This window comes from Acinetobacter lactucae, from assembly GCF_013122135.1.
Lineage (GTDB): Bacteria > Pseudomonadota > Gammaproteobacteria > Pseudomonadales > Moraxellaceae > Acinetobacter > Acinetobacter lactucae.
This window is the reverse complement of sequence record NZ_CP053391.1, coordinates 257,581-276,599: the sequence shown is the minus strand read 5'-3', so window position 1 is coordinate 276,599 and position 19,019 is coordinate 257,581. Positions and strand designations below refer to the sequence as shown.

Genomic DNA, 19,019 nt, shown 5'->3' with positions numbered 1-19,019 from the left:
GCACTCCCTCGGGGGTGCTTTTTTATTTGTTTAAATTATTAATAAAACACTGCTCAAGTCCTAATTTTTATTTTATCTTTTCAGCACATCAAAACAAAAAGTAGAAATCCATATGTTTATTATTCGTCAATTTACAAATGCAGATCTGGATGATGTGGTTATTTTATGGGAAAGCTGTGGCCTGACCCGCCCTTGGAATAATCCTGAAACCGATATTTTCAGGAAAGTCTCACAACAGGATGATTTGTTTTTGGTTGCTATTAAAGATGAGCAACTGATTGGCACGCTTATGGGCGGCTACGACGGCCATAGAGGCTGGATTAACTATTTAGCTGTTCATCCCCACCAACAACGCTTAGGAATCGCTACAGCGCTCGTTCAGCAGCTTGAAAAGCGATTGATTGCCCGCGGCTGCCCAAAACTACAATTACTCGTCCGCAAAGACAATTTAAATGTACTGAACTTTTATGAACAACTTGGCTATGACGAAGTAGAAGCAGTGTGTTTAGGAAAACGACTTATTAGCGATAATCCACTCGACTAACGCACTTAGTCCACACTTTCTTTTTCGCTATTAAGAAAACCCATTTGGGCTTGGGGATAAGTAACTATACTTGTGGATAAAATGGGATTTATACACAAGTGAATTAACGATGTGTTGGGGCAAAATAGATAGACATGAAAAAAGCCCTATACGTTAATGTATAGGGCTTTTTCGAATATGGTGGCGAGACCCAGGATCGAACTGGGGACACACGGATTTTCAATCCGTTGCTCTACCTACTGAGCTATCACGCCGATGGCCTGTATTAAGCCGTATCTCAGAACAATAGTCAACTATTATCCTGAGTTTCTGATTTAAATGAGTATTTTTTATACTTAAAAAAAATCCCTGATGGGATCAGGGATTGAAAACACAAATAATGGTGGCGAGACCCAGGATCGAACTGGGGACACACGGATTTTCAATCCGTTGCTCTACCTACTGAGCTATCACGCCGAAGTGGGCGTATTAAACAATGTTTATAAGAAGACGTCAAGCAACTTCCGTGTTTTTTGTAACAAGTGATTATTTTTAAATCACAAACACAAAATAATAGAAGCTTTTAGTGATGTAGTTTACCAATATGAGCCAAACAGCGATGAATCGCGCCACAGCCTGGTTCAAAAGTTTTAACACCTTTTGACTCTTCTATACGACAAGCTTCTTCAACTAAGCGCTCAGCTACCCCACGACCACGGTTAGCAGGGTGAACAACAATATATTCAAGAACCTTGCTTTCGCCTTGTCCTGAAGACCAAATTGCACCTATAATTTTGGTGTTAAATTCGGCAGTGTATAGCGTGGTATACTGTTGTAAATCTTGTTCAAGTTGTTCAATCGCATCGTGCCCGTCACCAAACTCCGGACTTGTATCATACAAACGCTCAAGCTGATCGCGGATCTCTGAATTATCTAGAGAACTATAAGCATGTACGGTAATAGGCATTGATTAACCCTCCTGAGCAAACTATGATGCTGTCACGAATTCGTCACAGCGAAATTGTCGTTAACATCCAATCATTTTTGACGTTTTTTGAGGAACGTGTCCATGACGCAACGTATCAGTGAAGTGGTTAGAAATACCAATGAAACCAAAATTCGAGTTCGTTTAAATCTCGACGGTACTGGTCAAGGCACACTAAACACTGGAGTTCCATTTTTAGACCATATGATTGATCAAATCAAGCGACATGGCTTATTTGATATCGATATTCATTGTGACGGAGACCTCGAGATTGATGATCACCACACCGTAGAAGACTGTGGAATCACGCTTGGACAAGCTTTTGCACAAGCTTTAGGTGATAAAAAAGGTTTAAAACGCTATGGTCATTTTTATGCACCATTAGATGAAGCTTTATCTCGCGTTGTTGTCGATTTATCTGGTCGTCCGGGATTATTTATGGATATTCCATTTACCCGCGCACGCATCGGTACATTTGATGTCGATTTATTTTCTGAGTTTTTCCAAGGTTTCGTAAACCATGCGCTTATGACCTTACACATCGACAACTTAAAAGGTAAAAATAGCCACCACCAAATCGAGAGTGTATTTAAAGCACTTGCTCGTGCTTTACGTATGGCATGTGAAGTTGATCCACGTGCAGAAAACACGATTGCATCGACAAAAGGTAGCCTCTAATGACACGTATCGCGTTACTTGATTATGGCATGGGCAATCTACACTCAGCAGCGAAAGCTCTTGAGCATGTGGGCGCTACAGTCGATGTGACCAATGATCCAAAGTTAATTGCACAAGCTGACAAAATTGTTTTTCCGGGCGTTGGTGCAATGCGTGACTGTATGCAAGGCATGCGTGAAGCAGGGATTGATGAAGTAGTACGTAAAGCTGCTTTTAATAAACCTGTTCTTGCGATTTGTGTAGGCATGCAAGCACTACTAGAAAGCTCAGAAGAAAATGGCGGCGTAGATGCACTAGGTATTTTTGATGGTGTTGTAAAACATTTTCCTCAAATGGAAGGTTTAAAAGTGCCGCATATGGGCTGGAACCAAGTTCATCAAATGGACCCAAGCCATCCAATGTGGAACAACATCGAACAAGATGCTCGCTTCTACTTTGTACATAGTTACTATGTTGAACCAAAAGATGAAAGCGTTGTGGCTGCGACTTGTGAGTATGGCGTGAATTTCTGCACAGCAATTCACAAAGATAATTTATTCGCGACTCAATTCCACCCAGAGAAAAGTCACACTGCTGGTTTGCAGTTACTGAAAAACTTTGTGGAATGGAATATTTAATCTGATTTAAAACTGAAAAAGATCAGGTCTAGATAGCCTGATCTTTTTTTTTATTTATAATAACAACCAATCATTTATAGAATGATATTTTATTCAACAAAATATTGAATATTTCTACTTTTAAATAAAACCAAATGATTAGGAAAACAAAATGAATTCACCTTTCGAAAATCAGCCACTTCAACAAGATTCCCCCTTTAAAGCTAATGGTCGTTTTGGTCGACTCTCTTATGCTGCTTGGACATTCTTATTTTCACTCGTCATCGGCATTGCTGTTGTTGCCATCGCATTCACTTTTGGATTTACATCTAGTCAGGATCTAACAAGCCTTTCTACAGCAGGCATGATTGTTATCGCCATTCTTTATATTGTCTGCCTCTATGTAAGCTTTGTATTTACAATTCGTCGCTTACATGACCGCAATAATACAGGATGGCTTTCATTGCTAATGCTCATCCCTGTCGTAAACCTCATTTTCATGATTTATCTCTTTGCGGCAAAAGGTACAGAAGGCAATAATGATTACGGCCCACAACGCCCTACCCCGGGTTGGGAACGCGTTTTAGGCTGGATTTATATTATCCTGATTCCACTTGCTTTTGTTTTTGCTATTGTTGCCACAATCATGGCTCCAACCTATGAAGGCTATGTGGAGAAAAGCGAAAGTGTTGTTATTGGTACACCTTCTCAGTCTGAATAATTTTTAAAGACATTCATAAAGCCTAGTTCTCTAGGCTTTATTCATATATAAAGTGAATAGCCCAATTTATTTGTACGCTGTTAAATATGTCCGAAGCCGTTGCCCTCCTTGATAAAGCCTCTATTCAGCAGCTACCCTCTTTTGAAAATCTTAACCAACACAATATTGTGGTGATTGAAAATAGCGAACAATGCAAAACTATTGAAGAAGAATTAAAAAACGCTGCAATTTTGGGATTTGATTCTGAGTCTAAACCAACTTTTCGAGTAGGTGAAGTGTCGACAGGTCCTCATTTGATTCAGCTTGCCACAGCACAAAAAGCCTATTTATTTCATGTCAATTCATCAACTTTAAAATTTTTACAGCCGATTTTATCTAACCAAAAGCAAATTAAAGTTGGCTTTGGCCTCAAAAATGATAAGCATATTTTCCATAAAAAAGGTATTGAGCTGGAAAGTTGTGTCGACCTTGCTAAAGGCTTTAGTCATTTCGGTTTTACCCAGCAAATGGGCTTACAAAAAGCAGTAGCTTTGTTATTTGGGCAGTACCTTGCAAAGTCGAAGAAAGTCGGGACTTCAAACTGGGCACGAAAACCACTCACACCACAGCAAATCAGTTATGCTGCTGCCGATGCGTATGCTGCATTATTGGTATTTGAAGCGCTCAGAAAACAAAGTCTATTACCGAGTCACATTTCACAAACCATTCAAACCGCACTTCAAGCGTAAAGTTATAAAAGTCTTTTCTAAGGCTTAGCGATTGATCAATACTTTGCTAAGATGTGCACAATTTCATAATCATGATGAAGCAAGGAGCGGAAGCATGCTAATCATTCCAGCAATTGACCTGAAAGATGGTAAATGTGTGCGTTTAAAACAAGGGCGTATGGAAGACGATACTGTTTTCTCTGACGATCCGGTTGCAACTGCCCAGCATTGGGTAAATGAAGGCGCACGTCGTTTGCATTTGGTTGATTTGAATGGCGCTTTCGCAGGTACTCCAATTCATAAGCCTGTTGTTGAAGCAATTGCTAAAGCTCAACCAGAATTACCAATTCAAATTGGTGGTGGTATTCGTTCATTAGAAACGATTGAACACTACTTAGAAGCTGGTGTGACTTTTGTCATTATTGGTACTAAAGCGGTTCAAGAACCTGAATTTGTAGAAGAAGCATGTAAGCGTTTTGCAGGTCATATCATCGTTGGTATCGATGCCATGAATGGCATGGTTGCAACTGACGGCTGGGCAAACGTTACTGATGTTAAAGCAACTGATTTAGCAAAACGCTTTGCAGATGCAGGCGTATCTAGCATTGTTTATACAGACATTGCTCGTGATGGCATGATGCAAGGCGTAAATGTTGAGCAAACTGTAAACTTGGCTCAATACTCAGGCTTACCAGTAATTGCTTCTGGTGGTGTAACTAACCTTGATGACGTTCGTAACTTAAAAGGTCAACCGGGTATTTTAGGTGCAATCACAGGCCGTGCAATTTATGAAGGTACGCTAAACCTTCGTGAAGCTCAGCTTCTGTTAGATGAAAACCGTCTTTAATTTTTAAGATGTAAAAAAAGAGCCTGGTTAGGCTCTTTTTTATTTTTGATCATCTTTAATTTAATAATTTTTCTAAATCGATTACCTCATCCGCAATTTCCATCGCATAGGGTGAATGCGTAATCATAATTATGGATGGAACGACTTGCTGAATATATTCAAGTATATTTTTTGCTGTACCAACATCTAAAGCTGCCGTCGGTTCGTCTAGGATGATAAGCTGAGGACGGGCTAAAACACCTCGAAGAATACAAATTCTTTGCTTTTCTCCTCCTGAAAAATTCTTATAAATTTCAGTTAGATCATCATCGAGTGTGAGTTGATGCTTTGTCAGAATATGTAATAAATTAAACTGCTCAAGCATTTGAAGTAAGTAAGAATCTTCATATATATACTGTGAGTTATAGACCAAATTCTCTCTTAAAGAATAAGGAAAAATAACAGGTTGCTGTGCAACATAAACCACTTCATCAAAAATATGCTTAGAAAACCTATGACTAATATCAATCCCTTTATACAAAAGCTGTCCTAATTGAATCTGATACACACCCATTAAATAATTCATCAGAGAAGTTTTACCTAGCCCTGTTTGACCAATTACCACATACGTTTTATTGGCTGATATTGTTAAATTAAAATGATCTACAGTTCTTTTTCCTAATAAAAATTTAGCATTTATAAATTGGAAGAGGACCTCAGAATGTTGAATGGCAGAAGACGTATATTGTTCTTTCTTGAGGTTAAAGTACTGCCGATATTTTGCTAGAGCAACAAAGTTTCCATTTAAGCGCATCAAGCTTTGGGAAACCGCCAGAAAAGGGTTGGTGAGTTGAATAATATAAGTACTTATCAATACAAAAGCGCCAGGGGTTAATTGCTTTTCAGTTGAAAGAAATACTGTAAATAGCATAAAAATGAGTAAGAATAAAAAAATCATAAACAATTGAGAAATCATCAACAGTCCTATTTTCTTATTCCTATCTTTAGCTGTTGTAATGGATAAATTTAGAGTGTCATTAAATTTTGATAACTGAAAAGGTACCGCATTTTTCACTTTAATTTCATAAGAGTTTGATATCTGATGTATCAAATGACTATTCACCTGATTATCTTTTTGGTACATCGCATCGAATAGTGAACTGCTTTTTTTATTTATATGAAATGAAACTAGAAAAATAATAATAGCGATCAATAAAAAACTAATACTAAAAAGTAAACTAATGGTCGTGAACAAAACTACGAAAATCATCACCAATTGAAAAATAATTGGTCCTAAATGAAGAAGTAACGTTAAATTAATCTCACCAAAAGCAGAACTTCCTCTTGCAAGATCACTAATCACTGTTCCAGTTTCAATTTGATCTTGTTCATCTTTTTTGAGATTTAAATAATTTTTTAAACCTGCAAAGATTAATGCACCTTTGAAATCAACCATCAAATAAGCACTAAAAATATTTTGCGTCCAATGGCATAACTCATTCACCAGCCATGCAGTCGCGTAGGCGAGTACAATTAGATATAAAAAATTAAATGGGAGTTGAATATTGAGCAAAAAGTTATATTCATGTGCCGAATAGTCGATAATAATTTTCAGCAGGTATGGCAATAATGTTGTAAAAAATGCTGAAAACATTACTAATAAAAACATGAGAAACATACTACTCTTCTGTTTCTTATAATTTTCTTTAGATACCTGCCATATAAATCTATAGTTCTGAATATCTTGCGAACTTAATAAAAATTTCATTTATGTATCTTTTTTCTATTAAAACGAATTAAAAATAATTTCATTACACAAGCAATATCATAACTTCCCTTAATTATTCTTATCTGTATTTTTTGTTTAAAATTACACCTATAAAATTTCAAAATCTAAGCAATCAATACACCACATTACGAATAAATTTAAGTACTTGGTTTCCACTATTGATATAAGTGTAAGTCACTGAACTGGCATATATAAATGAAGAACCAGCAACGAGGGTTTTTGAGCTATCTGCAAACTGTATGGTCAACTCACCTTCTAATACATAAATAAGCTCTTGCCATCCTTCCGGGTCTGCTTCAGCAACATAAGACTCTCCTACTGCCAATGACCATGTCCAAAGCTCAACTTGAGTATGAGATGGAACTGAGGCTAATAAAGTAGCATTACTCTCTTCTTTGCTACCCTGCCAAGCGAGTGCATTTACTAAGACTTGTTCTTTATGCTCAGGTGCACTCGCAATCGTTCTGAAATCTACACCCAACACGACTGCAATCGCATCGAGTTTAGCCAAGCTAATATTAACTTGCCCTGTTTCCAATGCAGCAATGGTTCGTCTACTTACTCCTGCCTGATCAGCCAAGTCCTGTTGGCTTAAATCTCGTTCATCTCTTAAGGAACGGATATTTGTGCCGACATGCTGTAAAACGGTACTCGACTGGCTCATAAATTAACGCAGCAAATAAAATATGAGCAATATATTGCACAAAATAGAAGAATAGCGCAATATGTGCAGTATATTGCACAATTCGTTCTAACTTGAATATGTCACCAATTTCTTTAAGTTCAAACAAAGCTCCACAGTTAGCTCTCATTTTGATTACCATCATTTGGGGTGGAACATTTCTTACGGTGCAATATGCACTTAACTTTTCGTCGCCTATGTTTTTTGTAGGCTGTCGTTTTGCTGTAGCGGCTCTGACTTTGCTACTTATTTCATTAAAAAGTATGAAAGGAGTCACTTTAAAAGATTTAGGCGCGGGTTGTGCAATTGGTCTTGTGATCGCCGCAGGCTATGGCACCCAGACGATTGGCTTGCAAACCATTCCAAGTAGTGAGTCGGCTTTTTTAACAGCACTCTATGTCCCGCTTGTTCCTATTTTAATGTGGCTCATCTTTAGAAAAACTCCACATATCATGACCTGGGTGGGAGCCGCTCTTGCCTTTGCTGGACTTGTTTTATTGACAGGAAATGGTTTTGAGAAAATTTCCTTAAGTTTTGGGCAGCTTTTAACAGTACTTGGTGCCTTTGCGATTGCTTTAGAAATTATTTTTATTAGCTACTTTGCTGGAAAGGTAAATTTACGCCGCGTCACCATCATTCAACTCGGTGTCGCATCTCTACTTTCTTTTGCCATTATGCCTGTCGTGGGTGAACATACGATTCCAGCATTTTCATGGCCTCTTGTGGTGATTGCTGTTGTATTAGGCTTAGCCAGTGCACTCATTCAATTTGTGATGAACTGGGCTCAACGTGTGGTTGACCCTTCGCGTGCTGCAATTATCTATGCAGGCGAACCTGTTTGGGCAGGTATTATTGGTCGAATTGCGGGTGAGCGTTTGCCACTGATTGCTCTTCTGGGTGGAGCATTAGTCGTTTTAGGTGTCTTAGTCAGCGAGTTAAAACTTAAGTTGCCAATTAAAAAAACGAAAAGAATTCGAGAATAAAAAAGAGAGCTTAACGCTCTCTTTTTTATTTATTAAGATAGATACATAGGACGGTTATCATTTAAAGCAATTAAACCGCGAATTGCACGATATACAATCCAGATCCACGCAGCACCAATCACGCCAACACAGAATACTGTCGATGAGATGGCAACACCTGCAAATAGATCGGTATTTTCACCCGTGAAGAACAAGAAAATAAACGGCAAAAAGGCAATAATATTCCAAGCGAGATACCACCAGAATGTTCTGATTTGCCATGTAAAGTGGCTCGCAAAAATTGAACCTTGCACATCAGAACGTTTGACGTAGTTAATAATTAAAGCAATAACTGCAAGTAAGCCGCCTGTAAAAATGGCAACAATATAAAGTACATATAAAATAAGTGTTAAAGTACGATTTGGATCTTGGTCGATAGAACTATTCATTTTTATACCTCTCAAGTTTAATAAAACAATTTACTTTTATGAGCCCCGCAACACATTTAAGGGAGAAATTAGCCACAAAATCAAAAGTAAATGAAAGAATATGGTACAAAAATAAATCTTACGAAAGGGTTGTTTTTGTGTTTTATGTCTCAGTTTTTGTTGTGCCCACCATGCAGCAGGCCAACCTCCTAAAAAGCTAACGATGTGTAATGTTTGCTCAGGCACACGGCGATTACCCAATTGTGCAGCTTCTTTGTCTTGTGAATATAGCCAATAACTTAAGGCATTCATCATTAGAACAAACAATAAGGTATAGGCGGGTAAAAGATGAATAAAACTCATAATTCCCATTAAAACAAAATAAAACACAATCCCCATTTGCATTGCAGACCACGGACGAGCTTGAAAAGATGATTCTGCTTTTGCAGGCTTTGAAGCTTTCCCGGTTTGTGAAGCTTTTAAATAGGTGACCTGCTGGGCACGAAAGCGGCCTCGTTCATCAAGAATCACCCGATATTCCAGTGCACAGCCAATAATTGGCCGAGGTCCAGGGCGTGCAAAATCTTTTATATGCAAAAAGACTCGCTCTTTTTCAGCATCATCCGGCTGAATAAAGCCATAACCTTTTTCGTCGAACCATTCGACTAAACGCCCCTGATCTCGCATCTTTATTCCCTTTTATGCTTTTACATGACTTAAACGGTCTTGCATCATTGCTCGCATTTCTTGCGGGTCTTTTTGCAAAATGTCGTCGCCAGTACGTCCTTCTTCTTTATTTTTTTGAGCAACTTGCAAACGCATTGACCAAAAACGGCAAGCCGCCATTGCCAAGAATACATCTAAACATGAAAGTTCATCTGAGGTAAGCGCACGAACTTTTTGGTATGCCGCTAAGTAAGCGCCGACTTTGTCAGAGTTTAAATGTGCTGCTGGATATTCGGTACAAAAGTCATTGATGGTAATCGCGATATCAAATAGCAATTCATCTTGATTTAATTCGTAAAAATCTAGAATACCTTGTAATTGCTCGCCTTCAAACAAAGTATTGTCACGGAACAAATCTGAGTGAATAAAACCTGTTGGTCGGTTTGAGTACTGCGCTGTTTTTGCATTAAAAGCTTGATAAACCTGCTCAAGTAACGCTTGGTCATCTTGAGTCATATTTGGTTTAAGCTGCTCTACAACGCCTGTCCAGTATTGATGATCACGGCGATATTCACGTTCAAGTGGAAAATTTTGTAAAGCCACATGCAATTTCGCCTGTGCATCGGCAATTGCTGCGACCTGAGCTACAGTGGTTTGCATGGGATGGTGTCCCATGAGACGTGGTGCAATCTGTGCTGGCTTTTCTGCAATCACATGAACCGCTTGTCCGCTGTGCTTTAATGGCACGGCAACGGGTACATCATGAGTTCCCAATTGTTCGAGAACAGGAATGAGTTCACCTGCCCCTTGTGCATCTAACTCTTCAAAAACGGTGAGTACATATTGTTTGCGGTTTACATCAACCAGAAAATAATTGGTGTTTTGAATACCTCCCTGAATTGGGTTCAGCTCCAACACCTCTAATCCATAAGGTGCGGCAAAGGCGCGAACTTCATCTAAACTCAACGGGGTATAAACCGACATGGAAAACCTGCAAAAAACATCTGTGAAGTTTGATAGAATACCTCTTCCCTCCATGAAGGTGTAGCGCCTGTGTAGGAACTTTCACCAACGGCGATTATTTTTGGAAAAAGCTATGCTTGCTAAACGTATTATTCCTTGCCTAGACGTTGATAACGGACGCGTAGTTAAAGGCGTTCAATTCCTCGATATTCGTGATGCTGGCGACCCTGTTGAAGTGGCACGTCGCTATAACGAACAAGGTGCAGACGAAATTACTTTCTTAGACATTACCGCTACACATCATGGACGCGATACCACTTACCGTACTGTTGAGCGTATGGCCGAAACTGTATTTGTGCCATTAACTGTCGGTGGTGGTGTACGTAAGGTTGAAGATATTCGTGCGTTATTAAATGCAGGTGCAGATAAAGTGAGTATTAACTCAGCTGCCGTATTTAATCCGGAATTTGTTCAAGAAGCTTCTCAGCATTTTGGCGCGCAATGTATTGTAGTTGCAATTGATGCCAAAAAAACTGGTGACAACAAATGGGAAATCTTTACTCATGGTGGCCGTAAACCAACTGGTATTGATGCCATTGAATGGGCTATAAAAATGGCTGACTACGGTGCGGGTGAGCTACTCATTACTAGTATGGACGCCGACGGTACTAAAGCGGGTTACGATATTGCTTTAATGCGTGCCATTAATGACCGCGTTACCATTCCAACGATCGCTTCAGGTGGTGTGGGCAACTTACAACATCTTGCAGACGGTATTCTACAAGGTGGTGCCGATGCAGTATTGGCGGCAAGTATTTTCCACTTTGGTCAATATACGATTCCAGAAGCTAAACAATATTTGGCTGAACAAGGCATCGAAATGCGCTTGTAAGCTTAATCATAATTAAAGGGGCGATATGCCCCTTTATTTTTTATGCCGCACCATCTATTTTTTTCACTTCACTAGGAAGTTCTAGTTTTTCTTTTCTCTCAACCCATTTTGCTGGAAAGATTTTTTCTACAGCTTGAGACAATGGTCTAGCAAGCGCAGTAGGTAACCGTATACCCAAAGGGTTTTGTTCTTTTAAATCTACCGAAGACACCACTCGTGTTCCCATCACATAATCAAACCAAGGCTTAGTCACACACCAATTGGCGTCTTGATTAGAGTTCATATGGTGGTCGTAATGCCACGGAATTTTACGCTTTGCCCAGTCAGGCTCTAAATGTGCACGGCGATGAATATAATAATAGTTTCCTGCACTGTACCAAGCTGCGAGTGCCATACCTTTTGAAAACGGGTAAAAAATTGCACTTGAAACGGTTGCTACGACTACCAGCGAAATTAACTCATTTTTAGTTCGCCAGTTTCCCACGCCCTCAACATAGCAATCATCATGAAACTGTTGTTTGCGGACCTCGCGATGGTGTGCCCAATGAGATTCCATACTTTTTGGCACAGGGCTATAACGTGGTTTTCCAGCACGGTGTACACCATGCAAAATATATTTGTGCGCTACCCATTCAAATGCATTCGCAACTGCAATTCCGGCAATAAACCCTTTTAACATCGCTTTACTCCTTTTTCTTTTTATTCAGCATATAAAATTCGTTATGCTAGGTATTGACCAGAATTTATGGTTTCATTGACAAATCACGACAAGAAAGAGGTGGTTAGGGATGCCACAATTAAAAAACTATACAGGCTCAGTGTATGGAGGACTGGGGCATCTTTTAAAGGCTTATTGTGAAGCTAATGAAATAGCTATTCCAGAACAATTAGAACAAATTCAAAATCTGGAACGCTTTGACTACGTCGTTTGGCGTGACCTATTAGAAGTCATTTATAAATTGGACCCAAAGCCGGGATTAGGTCTAGAAATTGCAAAATACGTGCAACCTAAACACCTAGGCATTATTGCCTACCTTGCTCTCTCTTGCGATGACTTAGGTGAAGCCTTAATTCGCTATCATGATTTTCATCGTCTAATTTATGACGGGAGCCCTTTAGTGGTTGAGCTACAAGGAAGATATGGTTGTATTCGCTGGGAAGCGACTGAGCTACACCCTACCCAGCTTACCGATGAAATCGCGATTGCACTGGTGATTCAATTCTTACGTCTTTTTATGTCTCATGAAGACGTGCATTTACATGAAGTACGTTTCTTAAATACTGCCCCTAAAAATATCAGAGTCTATGAACAATACTTTCAATGTCCCGTTCGTTTTAGCCAACCGCGTACAGAGTTACTCATTCCAATTACAGAAATTAATAAGCCGCTTAGCAGCGCTGACCACACCTTACAGCAACTATTGGTGCAGCAAGCACAAGCGCTTTTAGAGCAATTACCAAATTCGACCCAGCTTGATCAGCGTTTACAGCATTCAATTTTGACTGGCTTACAAAAGAATCAATATCAAATTGAGCATATTGCCGCTCAATTAGGTCTGCCAGTTCGACAGCTCCAACGACACTTACAACAACAAGGCACTACCTTTCAGGAACGTGTTCAGCAAGTCAGATTTATGCTCGCAACCGAATATTTAAAAGATCCGCATTTAAGTTTACAAGAGATCGCACTTTTACTTTGTTATTCAGAACAAAGTGCTTTTCAAAGAGCATTTAAACATTGGACCAATCAAACACCCCAACAATGGAGAGATCATTTTTTAGACAAAGAATAACCAACCAAAACTTACAAATCTTTTCTTGATTAAAACAACACTGAAAACAAAAATTTCATATAGTCACATGCTTCAAATTTTTGTGACGTATTTCACATTAATTAAAATAGATTAAATAGATGAGTAATCACAATGAATAAATATTTTGCTGAATTTCTAGGTACGTTTTGGCTAGTCTTTGGTGGTTGTGGTAGCGCAGTATTAGCCGCAGCTTTCCCTGAACTTGGTATCGGCTTTGCAGGTGTAGCCCTTGCCTTTGGTTTAACCGTACTCACAGGTGCTTATGCTCTAGGGCATATCTCAGGTGGACATTTCAATCCCGCGGTAAGTGTTGGCCTTTGGGTCGGTGGCCGCTTCGATGTTAAAGATTTAATTCCCTATATTGTTGCTCAAGTGGTTGGTGCGACTGCTGCTGCATTTGTTCTCTATATTATTGCTCAAGGCCAAGCAGGCTTTAGCAGTGTTGGTGGCTTTGCTACCAATGGTTTTGGTGATTTATCACCAAACAAGTTTGGCTTAAGTTCAGCGTTCATTATTGAAGTCGTACTTACGGCGTTCTTCTTAATCATTATTTTAGGTGCAACTGACCGCCGTGCACCTGCTGGCTTCGCTCCTATTGCAATTGGTTTGGGCTTAACACTCATTCACTTAATCAGTATTCCAGTTACCAACACTTCGGTGAACCCTGCACGTAGTACAGGTGTTGCGTTCTTTGCTGAAACGGCTGCATTAAGTCAGTTGTGGTTATTCTGGGTAGCGCCGATTTTAGGTGCTGTGATTGGGGCGATTATTTATAAAGTGGTAGCTGGGGAGAAGGATTAACTGCACGACCGCAAATACCCTGTTCACTCAAATAGTAGTTGTGTAGGTAATGCCTCACTTTTGAATGAGCAAAAGTGACAAAACTCATTCGTTTCACTGACGTTACTTCCATGTAACGCAGTGAAACAGGCGGCATCCGTGCCGCCGTCGCGATAGCAAATTGAGTAAAATAATATTTATTACAAAAACGGATTATTAATTTCTTGCTCAGCTGGACGTTCAATTTTCTCAGGCAATTCTTCTTTTTCCAAAGCTGTAACTACATCGTTTAAAAAGCTCTGTAAGGCTTTTGCCTTCTCTAGCCCGACTTTGTCTTTAGTGATTTGCAAATTGCCATAAATGCTGACGCAATCGACATCATTTTCTAATGTTAAATCTTCAATTGATGAAGACTCTGTACCCTTTTCAAATGGCTTAAACATAAGTGTTGTCTCGTTGTTATATCTTCACAGTGTAATACGACCAATTTAAAAAAAATCAATCAAAATTAAAAGTGCCGATAAAATTAGAAATGCTCCCATCAGGATATTAAAATATTTCAAACGGTTGCCCTGATTGAGCACAACTGAAAATTTATCGCCACATAGTCCCCAAAAAAACAAACATGCATAGCAAGTGAAGAAATAAATAACGATAAAGACCGGCAATGACTGCGGGTTTTCAATGCTTGTAAACATGGTAATACCTGACACACAAGCCAACCAAGCTTTGGGATTCAGCCACTGTAATAAGAACCCATCTTTAAAATTGGGAATAATCATCTGTTCGAAAGGAGCATTTGAAATTGAAATATTGGCGGCGGAAAGAATAATTTTTATGCCGATATAACAAACAAATAGCGTTCCACAAACTGCAAGAATTTTTAACACAATAGGAAACTGAGTTAATAAACTCTGAAGACCAAATGCCATAAAAATTAAAAGTAAGGTAAATCCAATGGTGGCGCCTGAAATATAGGGAAGCGATCTTTTTAAACCGTGATTTAAACTGGTCGATAAAATGACTGTATTTACTGGGCCTGGGGTAATAGACATTGCAAATGAGAAAAGAAACATCGAGGCAAACATTGTTATTGTCCTTATTAAAATAAGATCCATAGACAGATCTGTCTATGGATTCTATTTTAATCAATTAAGGTTTTGCAATAACAACAAAAAACGACTTATTTCATTATTTGCAGGAAATAGTTCACTAAAGCTTCCACCAATTGTTTCACAATCGCCTGACGGGTTTCTTCGTCAATCGTTGGAACTTTTGCTTCCATTGGTTCCGAAGAACCAGTTTTTTGCTTTTTAAATTGGTCTTGTAGCGCTTGAATTTGGTCAGCATTTAAGTCTTGCTCACACTGACTTTCACCATCCCAGTGTAAATAGTCGAGCTTTTGATTTGGCTTAACTTGGCTTGCTGTTAAAGGTAAGCGATAGACATTACGCTTTTGTTGCTCAGTTAACTGCGGAAATAGGTTAACGCCTAAGCGTTCCTCTAGATAGCAAACACTCACCACTTTCACTTGTAGAGAGTTATTGTTGGGTGCGTAATACGCTCCGATCGCGCCAGTTTTTGGCATATATACCGCTTTATAAACTGCGGTAGGAACAATTACACCTTGTCCAATGGTTTTAAGTCTTTTCCCTTCAAAAACAGGACCTGTCACCACATAAACATCTTGTTTTTGTTTAGTGGCAATAGCACGTGTCGCTTCTTCGAGCTTACGCCAGACTTCTTGGTTATTTTTAGGCGCTTGAGGCACCATATTGCTTAACGAGAAACTATCAGATTGGGATTCTTTATTTGGCATATCACCATTTGGTGCCATATGCCCACGGTCATAGCCTGAACCACGATAGTCACTTAACAGTGCCCGATGTTTTTGAGCAACACGGGTTTCTTCATGGAAATTATCTTCACGCTTAATTTTGACACTTAAACGTTCTGCATTTAAATGCTCTGCCGACCATAACGGCGTTTTAGAAATGCCTGAATACAAAACATTAAAGCCATTAAAGCACAGCGGATAACTGTCTTTTTTTAGACTTTCTTTATTTAAAGCAGGTGGAACTTCACGATAGAACTGGTTAAGACAACTCGAGTTAGTCGTTAAAGGCGAAAACCACTGCGAAATCTTTTCACTACCAAAAGCAATCGCAAAACTTCCAGCAGCAATACAAGCAAGAATAATCTTGCCAAAATGCCCACTTAGAGAAAAAGAGTTTTTACCTTTACTACGTTTTTTAGTTGCCATGTTTCTATCAATACCACTGTCCACACGCAGCTTAACAATCCTATTTTTTTAAGTATATCTCTTATCTTTCAAATGGTTAAAACATAGTCAGCTTTTTTGTAACTCCATTACCCATTACGTAACAATCTGTTGGAATTATGAGTGGCTTTGGCTATTGAATTACGCCAATTGCGTATCTTTCGTTGAAAAACACTGATGGCTTATGACATGGTTAGCTCCACAAATTTGGATAAAAATATAATCGGAGTCCACTTAATGATCCATTCAAAGATTATTGGTATTGGCGTAATCACAGGATTGTGTAGTATGGCTGCTATGGCCGAACCAGCAGTCCAACCAGGCGACACTTTAGAAAGCTTATCTAAAGTCAAAGTCACTACTACCGTAAATGGCCAACCCGGCTCTATTAGTGATTTAGTCAATAGCGGACAAGTACAGCAAGTTTCTGCTGCACCAACAAGTGCGGCGCCTACAGGTGCTCCAATTCCAGCAGACGTTCCACCGGCTCCACCAGCAGGCGGTGAAATGGCGCCACCAGCAGCACCAACTGATGCAGTACCACCTGCACCGAACCAAGCGGCTCCTGCGCCACAAGATCCAAACATGCCACCACCTCCGGCAGATCAAACTCAGTCGGCAGACCCGATGGCAAAAGAGGGTGCTTTACCAGCTGATGCACCTATGCAACAAGCTCAATAATCAGAACCAAAAAAAACCAAGACAGATGTCTTGGTTTTTTTATGCATCAACTTTTTATATTTCGATTTGACTACCTAACTCAACCACACGGTTGGTTGGAATTTGGTAGAAGTCACTCACTGGACTGGTATTACGCTGCATAGAGATAAACAATTTTTCTCTCCATGGAGACATACCATCACCCACCGAATGAACAATACGGTCGCGGGAAATAAAGAAGCTGATGTGCATCAAGTCATATTCAAGACCTAACTGCTCGTAAGCTTGCACAAGTGCTTTAGGTACATTCATTTCATCTTTAAAACCGTAAAAGATTTTAATACGGAAGAAATGTTCAGCTAAAGTTTCTGTCGTAATACGCTCTTCAGGTTCAACATAAGGCACATCTTCAATCACTACAGTGACCAAGATATTACGCTGATGCAGCACTTTATTGTGCTTGATGTTATGCAACATAGCATGCGGAACAACGTTTGGCGTACCTGTCATGAATACTGCATCGCCCGGCACCCAGTGCACGCTATTACCAATACTTTTTACAAACAAATCTAAAGCCAAAGTATCATGTTCAAGCTTAGCAAATGTAAGCTCACGACCACGTTTCCATGTCATTAAAATGGTTACAGCAATCGCACCAATTAATAATGGTACCCAACCGCCCGACAAGATTTTTAGGGAAGTTGCACCGACCAATACCGACTCTAAAACAAAGAACGGAATAATCAAAAGTAGTACTTTTGGTAGGCTCCACTTCCAAGCCGAGTAGATAAATACAGCAACCAAAATCGTGTCACAGAGCATGGTTAAGGTCACGGCCAAACCATATGCACTTGCAAGATTAGAACTGCTTTTGAAGATCAAGATTAGGATAATAATTGCGATTAAAAGCAACCAGTTTAAGAAAGGAATATAAATCTGGCCTTCTTCAGACTCAGACGTATGTTTAATACTTAAACGTGGTAAATAACCCAATTGAATCGCTTGGCGCGCAAGAGAAAACACCCCAGAAATTACGGCCTGTGAGGCAATTACGGTTGCCATGGTCGCCATAATAATCATTGGGTAAAGTGCCCACTGCGGGACTAATAAATAGAACGGGTTTTCAATTGCCGCTGGGTCTCTGAGCAATAATGCGCCCTGTCCTGCGTAGTTTAAAACCAAACACGGCAACACAACAAAGAACCATGCCATACGAATTGGCACTGGTCCAAAGTGGCCCATATCGGCATACAGCGCTTCGCCACCCGTTACCGTTAAAACTACGGCACCCATAATAAAAAAGGTCATTACTGGATGGTGGTAGATAAACTGAATGGCCCAATGCGGACTAAACATACCCAACACAACAGGTGTCTGAATGACACTGTGAAGACCTAATAATCCTAAAGATAAGAACCACACCATCGTGATCGGGCCAAAAAACTTACCGACAAAGGCCGTACCGTGTTTTTGTACCAAAAACAAAGAGATGATAATGGTAATCGCAATTGGCATGATGAACGGGTCAAACACATCGGTGGCAATAGACAAGCCTTCGACTGCCGAAAGTACCGAAATTGCTGGGGTAATAATACCGTCACCAAAAAACAGCGATGCACCGATAAAACCAATGGCAATCATGTAGATTTTTTTGTTGTCGGCAATTTTGGCTTTACGTAAGTTCAATGCGAGTAAGGCCATGATCCCGCCTTCGCCGTTGTTGTCTGCACGCATGACAATCGCGACATACTTGATGCTGATGATCAGCATTAAGCACCAAAAAATAATAGATAAAATTCCTAATACGTTTTCAGGCTGAATTCCCAACCCATGCGCTGCATGGAAGGATTCTTTCAAGGCATAGAGCGGACTTGTTCCGATGTCTCCAAAGACCACTCCAAGAGCTGCCAAAGCCGTGGCAGGCAAGGTCGCTTTTTTGGCCGTATTTTGCATTGTGTAATTAAACCAATATGATTTTTAGCGCAATCTTATCACCTCTATTATTTTTTTTCTGTAATGCTCGTCTTAAATCTTGGCAGAACTCGTTTTTTTAGTTACTATCGCAC

The 19,019-nt window shown here is 39.6% G+C and carries 22 protein-coding genes and 2 tRNA genes; 11 read left to right on the top strand and 13 right to left on the bottom strand.

Going from position 1 to position 19,019, the window contains the following annotated elements; all coding sequences use genetic code 11:
* Nucleotides 1–112 precede the first annotated feature (112 nt).
* Nucleotides 113–544 carry a GNAT family acetyltransferase gene (locus HLV59_RS01315; protein ID WP_171429169.1) on the top strand — a complete coding sequence of 144 codons (432 nt, stop codon included), beginning with the start codon at nt 113–115 and terminating at the stop codon, nt 542–544.
* Nucleotides 545–722: 178 nt separating this feature from the next.
* On the opposite strand, the gene HLV59_RS01310 is transcribed toward HLV59_RS01315, so the two are convergent.
* The 3 genes from HLV59_RS01310 to HLV59_RS01300 form a co-directional block, all read right to left on the bottom strand.
* A tRNA-Phe gene (locus tag HLV59_RS01310) sits at nt 723–798 on the bottom strand.
* Nucleotides 799–924: 126 nt separating this feature from the next.
* Nucleotides 925–1,000: transfer RNA gene (locus HLV59_RS01305), tRNA-Phe, on the bottom strand.
* A gap of 106 nt (nt 1,001–1,106) precedes the next feature.
* Nucleotides 1,107–1,490, bottom strand: a complete 384-nt coding sequence (locus tag HLV59_RS01300) for a GNAT family N-acetyltransferase (RefSeq protein ID WP_002116928.1) — start codon at nt 1,488–1,490, stop codon at nt 1,107–1,109.
* Between the two features lie 102 nt (nt 1,491–1,592).
* Here HLV59_RS01300 and hisB point away from each other — a divergent pair, with 102 nt between their 5' ends.
* The 5 genes from hisB (at nt 1,593) to hisA (ending at nt 5,057) form a co-directional block, all read left to right on the top strand.
* Nucleotides 1,593–2,186: an imidazoleglycerol-phosphate dehydratase HisB gene (gene hisB, locus HLV59_RS01295; RefSeq protein ID WP_002116767.1), complete on the top strand. Its 594-nt coding sequence runs from the start codon at nt 1,593–1,595 to the stop codon at nt 2,184–2,186.
* A complete protein-coding gene (gene hisH / locus HLV59_RS01290; protein WP_016143689.1) occupies nt 2,186–2,803 on the top strand; it encodes an imidazole glycerol phosphate synthase subunit HisH in 618 nt (205 codons plus the stop codon). The genes hisB and hisH overlap by 1 nt, the downstream gene beginning before the upstream one ends.
* 151 nt (nt 2,804–2,954) lie before the next feature.
* Nucleotides 2,955–3,503 carry a DUF805 domain-containing protein gene (locus HLV59_RS01285; RefSeq protein WP_031949538.1) on the top strand — a complete coding sequence of 183 codons (549 nt, stop codon included), beginning with the start codon at nt 2,955–2,957 and terminating at the stop codon, nt 3,501–3,503.
* Nucleotides 3,504–3,589: 86 nt separating this feature from the next.
* Nucleotides 3,590–4,231 carry a 3'-5' exonuclease gene (locus HLV59_RS01280; protein WP_031949539.1) on the top strand — a complete coding sequence of 214 codons (642 nt, stop codon included), beginning with the start codon at nt 3,590–3,592 and terminating at the stop codon, nt 4,229–4,231.
* Between the two features lie 94 nt (nt 4,232–4,325).
* Complete coding sequence (hisA, locus tag HLV59_RS01275) at nt 4,326–5,057, top strand: 1-(5-phosphoribosyl)-5-[(5-phosphoribosylamino)methylideneamino]imidazole-4-carboxamide isomerase (RefSeq protein WP_000905538.1); 732 nt, start codon at nt 4,326–4,328, stop codon at nt 5,055–5,057.
* Nucleotides 5,058–5,112: 55 nt separating this feature from the next.
* Here hisA and HLV59_RS01270 read toward each other — a convergent pair whose 3' ends face one another.
* Together HLV59_RS01270 and HLV59_RS01265 are read right to left on the bottom strand one after the other, a co-directional pair.
* Nucleotides 5,113–6,804 (bottom strand): ATP-binding cassette domain-containing protein, encoded by a 1,692-nt coding sequence (locus HLV59_RS01270; RefSeq protein ID WP_171429167.1) that lies wholly within the window; start codon nt 6,802–6,804, stop codon nt 5,113–5,115.
* Between the two features lie 133 nt (nt 6,805–6,937).
* Nucleotides 6,938–7,489, bottom strand: a complete 552-nt coding sequence (locus tag HLV59_RS01265; RefSeq protein WP_171429166.1) for a helix-turn-helix domain-containing protein — start codon at nt 7,487–7,489, stop codon at nt 6,938–6,940.
* Between the two features lie 98 nt (nt 7,490–7,587).
* On the opposite strand from HLV59_RS01265, the gene HLV59_RS01260 reads away from it, so the two are divergent.
* Nucleotides 7,588–8,490 (top strand): DMT family transporter, encoded by a 903-nt coding sequence (locus HLV59_RS01260; RefSeq protein WP_125698089.1) that lies wholly within the window; start codon nt 7,588–7,590, stop codon nt 8,488–8,490.
* Between the two features lie 32 nt (nt 8,491–8,522).
* On the opposite strand, the gene HLV59_RS01255 is transcribed toward HLV59_RS01260, so the two are convergent.
* From HLV59_RS01255 to HLV59_RS01245, 3 genes are read right to left on the bottom strand one after another with little or no spacing between them, the layout of a single operon-like run.
* The gene (locus tag HLV59_RS01255) at nt 8,523–8,918 is read right to left on the bottom strand and encodes a DUF4870 family protein (protein WP_061874366.1); all 396 of its coding nucleotides are present in this window, start codon (nt 8,916–8,918) and stop codon (nt 8,523–8,525) included.
* Nucleotides 8,919–8,954: 36 nt separating this feature from the next.
* Nucleotides 8,955–9,584, bottom strand: a complete 630-nt coding sequence (locus HLV59_RS01250; protein ID WP_016143697.1) for a DUF1294 domain-containing protein — start codon at nt 9,582–9,584, stop codon at nt 8,955–8,957.
* A 12-nt stretch (nt 9,585–9,596) separates the two neighbouring features.
* Nucleotides 9,597–10,547, bottom strand: coding sequence for a homoserine kinase (locus HLV59_RS01245; protein ID WP_171429164.1), 951 nt, complete (start codon nt 10,545–10,547; stop codon nt 9,597–9,599).
* Nucleotides 10,548–10,659: 112 nt separating this feature from the next.
* On the opposite strand from HLV59_RS01245, the gene hisF reads away from it, so the two are divergent.
* The gene (gene hisF / locus HLV59_RS01240) at nt 10,660–11,418 is read left to right on the top strand and encodes an imidazole glycerol phosphate synthase subunit HisF (RefSeq protein ID WP_171429162.1); all 759 of its coding nucleotides are present in this window, start codon (nt 10,660–10,662) and stop codon (nt 11,416–11,418) included.
* Between the two features lie 40 nt (nt 11,419–11,458).
* Here the strand turns inward: hisF and HLV59_RS01235 are convergent, their stop codons facing one another.
* A complete protein-coding gene (locus HLV59_RS01235) occupies nt 11,459–12,097 on the bottom strand; it encodes a hypothetical protein (RefSeq protein ID WP_171429160.1) in 639 nt (212 codons plus the stop codon).
* A gap of 109 nt (nt 12,098–12,206) precedes the next feature.
* On the opposite strand from HLV59_RS01235, the gene HLV59_RS01230 reads away from it, so the two are divergent.
* Together HLV59_RS01230 and aqpZ are read left to right on the top strand one after the other, a co-directional pair.
* Nucleotides 12,207–13,211, top strand: a complete 1,005-nt coding sequence (locus HLV59_RS01230; RefSeq protein WP_171429159.1) for an AraC family transcriptional regulator — start codon at nt 12,207–12,209, stop codon at nt 13,209–13,211.
* 132 nt (nt 13,212–13,343) lie between these two features.
* Complete coding sequence (gene aqpZ, locus HLV59_RS01225; protein WP_171429151.1) at nt 13,344–14,033, top strand: aquaporin Z; 690 nt, start codon at nt 13,344–13,346, stop codon at nt 14,031–14,033.
* A 179-nt stretch (nt 14,034–14,212) separates the two neighbouring features.
* Here aqpZ and HLV59_RS01220 read toward each other — a convergent pair whose 3' ends face one another.
* The 3 genes from HLV59_RS01220 to HLV59_RS01210 all read right to left on the bottom strand — a co-directional run bounded on the left by HLV59_RS01220 (nt 14,213) and on the right by HLV59_RS01210 (nt 16,275).
* Nucleotides 14,213–14,455, bottom strand: a complete 243-nt coding sequence (locus HLV59_RS01220) for a hypothetical protein (RefSeq protein ID WP_171429150.1) — start codon at nt 14,453–14,455, stop codon at nt 14,213–14,215.
* Nucleotides 14,456–14,500: 45 nt separating this feature from the next.
* A complete protein-coding gene (locus HLV59_RS01215) occupies nt 14,501–15,100 on the bottom strand; it encodes a LysE family translocator (protein WP_216606770.1) in 600 nt (199 codons plus the stop codon).
* A gap of 95 nt (nt 15,101–15,195) precedes the next feature.
* Nucleotides 15,196–16,275, bottom strand: a complete 1,080-nt coding sequence (locus tag HLV59_RS01210; RefSeq protein ID WP_025470508.1) for a DNA/RNA non-specific endonuclease — start codon at nt 16,273–16,275, stop codon at nt 15,196–15,198.
* Nucleotides 16,276–16,530: 255 nt separating this feature from the next.
* Here HLV59_RS01210 and HLV59_RS01205 point away from each other — a divergent pair, with 255 nt between their 5' ends.
* Entirely contained in the window at nt 16,531–16,974 is a 444-nt protein-coding gene (locus HLV59_RS01205) for a hypothetical protein (RefSeq protein ID WP_016143705.1), read from the top strand.
* A 54-nt stretch (nt 16,975–17,028) separates the two neighbouring features.
* Here HLV59_RS01205 and HLV59_RS01200 read toward each other — a convergent pair whose 3' ends face one another.
* The gene (locus HLV59_RS01200; protein ID WP_016143706.1) at nt 17,029–18,906 is read right to left on the bottom strand and encodes a potassium transporter Kup; all 1,878 of its coding nucleotides are present in this window, start codon (nt 18,904–18,906) and stop codon (nt 17,029–17,031) included.
* Nucleotides 18,907–19,019: the final 113 nt, after the last annotated feature.

Coding starts and splice junctions, on each gene's coding strand:
- aqpZ (WP_171429151.1), top strand. CDS start 13,344: ATGAATAAATATTTTGCTGAATTTCTAGGTACGTTTTGGCTAGTCTTT.
- hisF (WP_171429162.1), top strand. CDS start 10,660: ATGCTTGCTAAACGTATTATTCCTTGCCTAGACGTTGATAACGGACGC.
- HLV59_RS01210 (WP_025470508.1), bottom strand. CDS start 16,275: ATGGCAACTAAAAAACGTAGTAAAGGTAAAAACTCTTTTTCTCTAAGT.
- HLV59_RS01220 (WP_171429150.1), bottom strand. CDS start 14,455: ATGTTTAAGCCATTTGAAAAGGGTACAGAGTCTTCATCAATTGAAGAT.
- HLV59_RS01270 (WP_171429167.1), bottom strand. CDS start 6,804: ATGAAATTTTTATTAAGTTCGCAAGATATTCAGAACTATAGATTTATA.
- HLV59_RS01230 (WP_171429159.1), top strand. CDS start 12,207: ATGCCACAATTAAAAAACTATACAGGCTCAGTGTATGGAGGACTGGGG.
- HLV59_RS01245 (WP_171429164.1), bottom strand. CDS start 10,547: ATGTCGGTTTATACCCCGTTGAGTTTAGATGAAGTTCGCGCCTTTGCC.
- HLV59_RS01280 (WP_031949539.1), top strand. CDS start 3,590: ATGTCCGAAGCCGTTGCCCTCCTTGATAAAGCCTCTATTCAGCAGCTA.
- HLV59_RS01260 (WP_125698089.1), top strand. CDS start 7,588: ATGTCACCAATTTCTTTAAGTTCAAACAAAGCTCCACAGTTAGCTCTC.
- HLV59_RS01300 (WP_002116928.1), bottom strand. CDS start 1,490: ATGCCTATTACCGTACATGCTTATAGTTCTCTAGATAATTCAGAGATC.
- HLV59_RS01315 (WP_171429169.1), top strand. CDS start 113: ATGTTTATTATTCGTCAATTTACAAATGCAGATCTGGATGATGTGGTT.
- HLV59_RS01285 (WP_031949538.1), top strand. CDS start 2,955: ATGAATTCACCTTTCGAAAATCAGCCACTTCAACAAGATTCCCCCTTT.
- HLV59_RS01205 (WP_016143705.1), top strand. CDS start 16,531: ATGATCCATTCAAAGATTATTGGTATTGGCGTAATCACAGGATTGTGT.
- HLV59_RS01255 (WP_061874366.1), bottom strand. CDS start 8,918: ATGAATAGTTCTATCGACCAAGATCCAAATCGTACTTTAACACTTATT.
- HLV59_RS01215 (WP_216606770.1), bottom strand. CDS start 15,100: ATGTTTGCCTCGATGTTTCTTTTCTCATTTGCAATGTCTATTACCCCA.
- HLV59_RS01200 (WP_016143706.1), bottom strand. CDS start 18,906: ATGCAAAATACGGCCAAAAAAGCGACCTTGCCTGCCACGGCTTTGGCA.
- hisA (WP_000905538.1), top strand. CDS start 4,326: ATGCTAATCATTCCAGCAATTGACCTGAAAGATGGTAAATGTGTGCGT.
- hisB (WP_002116767.1), top strand. CDS start 1,593: ATGACGCAACGTATCAGTGAAGTGGTTAGAAATACCAATGAAACCAAA.
- HLV59_RS01250 (WP_016143697.1), bottom strand. CDS start 9,584: ATGCGAGATCAGGGGCGTTTAGTCGAATGGTTCGACGAAAAAGGTTAT.
- HLV59_RS01235 (WP_171429160.1), bottom strand. CDS start 12,097: ATGTTAAAAGGGTTTATTGCCGGAATTGCAGTTGCGAATGCATTTGAA.
- hisH (WP_016143689.1), top strand. CDS start 2,186: ATGACACGTATCGCGTTACTTGATTATGGCATGGGCAATCTACACTCA.
- HLV59_RS01265 (WP_171429166.1), bottom strand. CDS start 7,489: ATGAGCCAGTCGAGTACCGTTTTACAGCATGTCGGCACAAATATCCGT.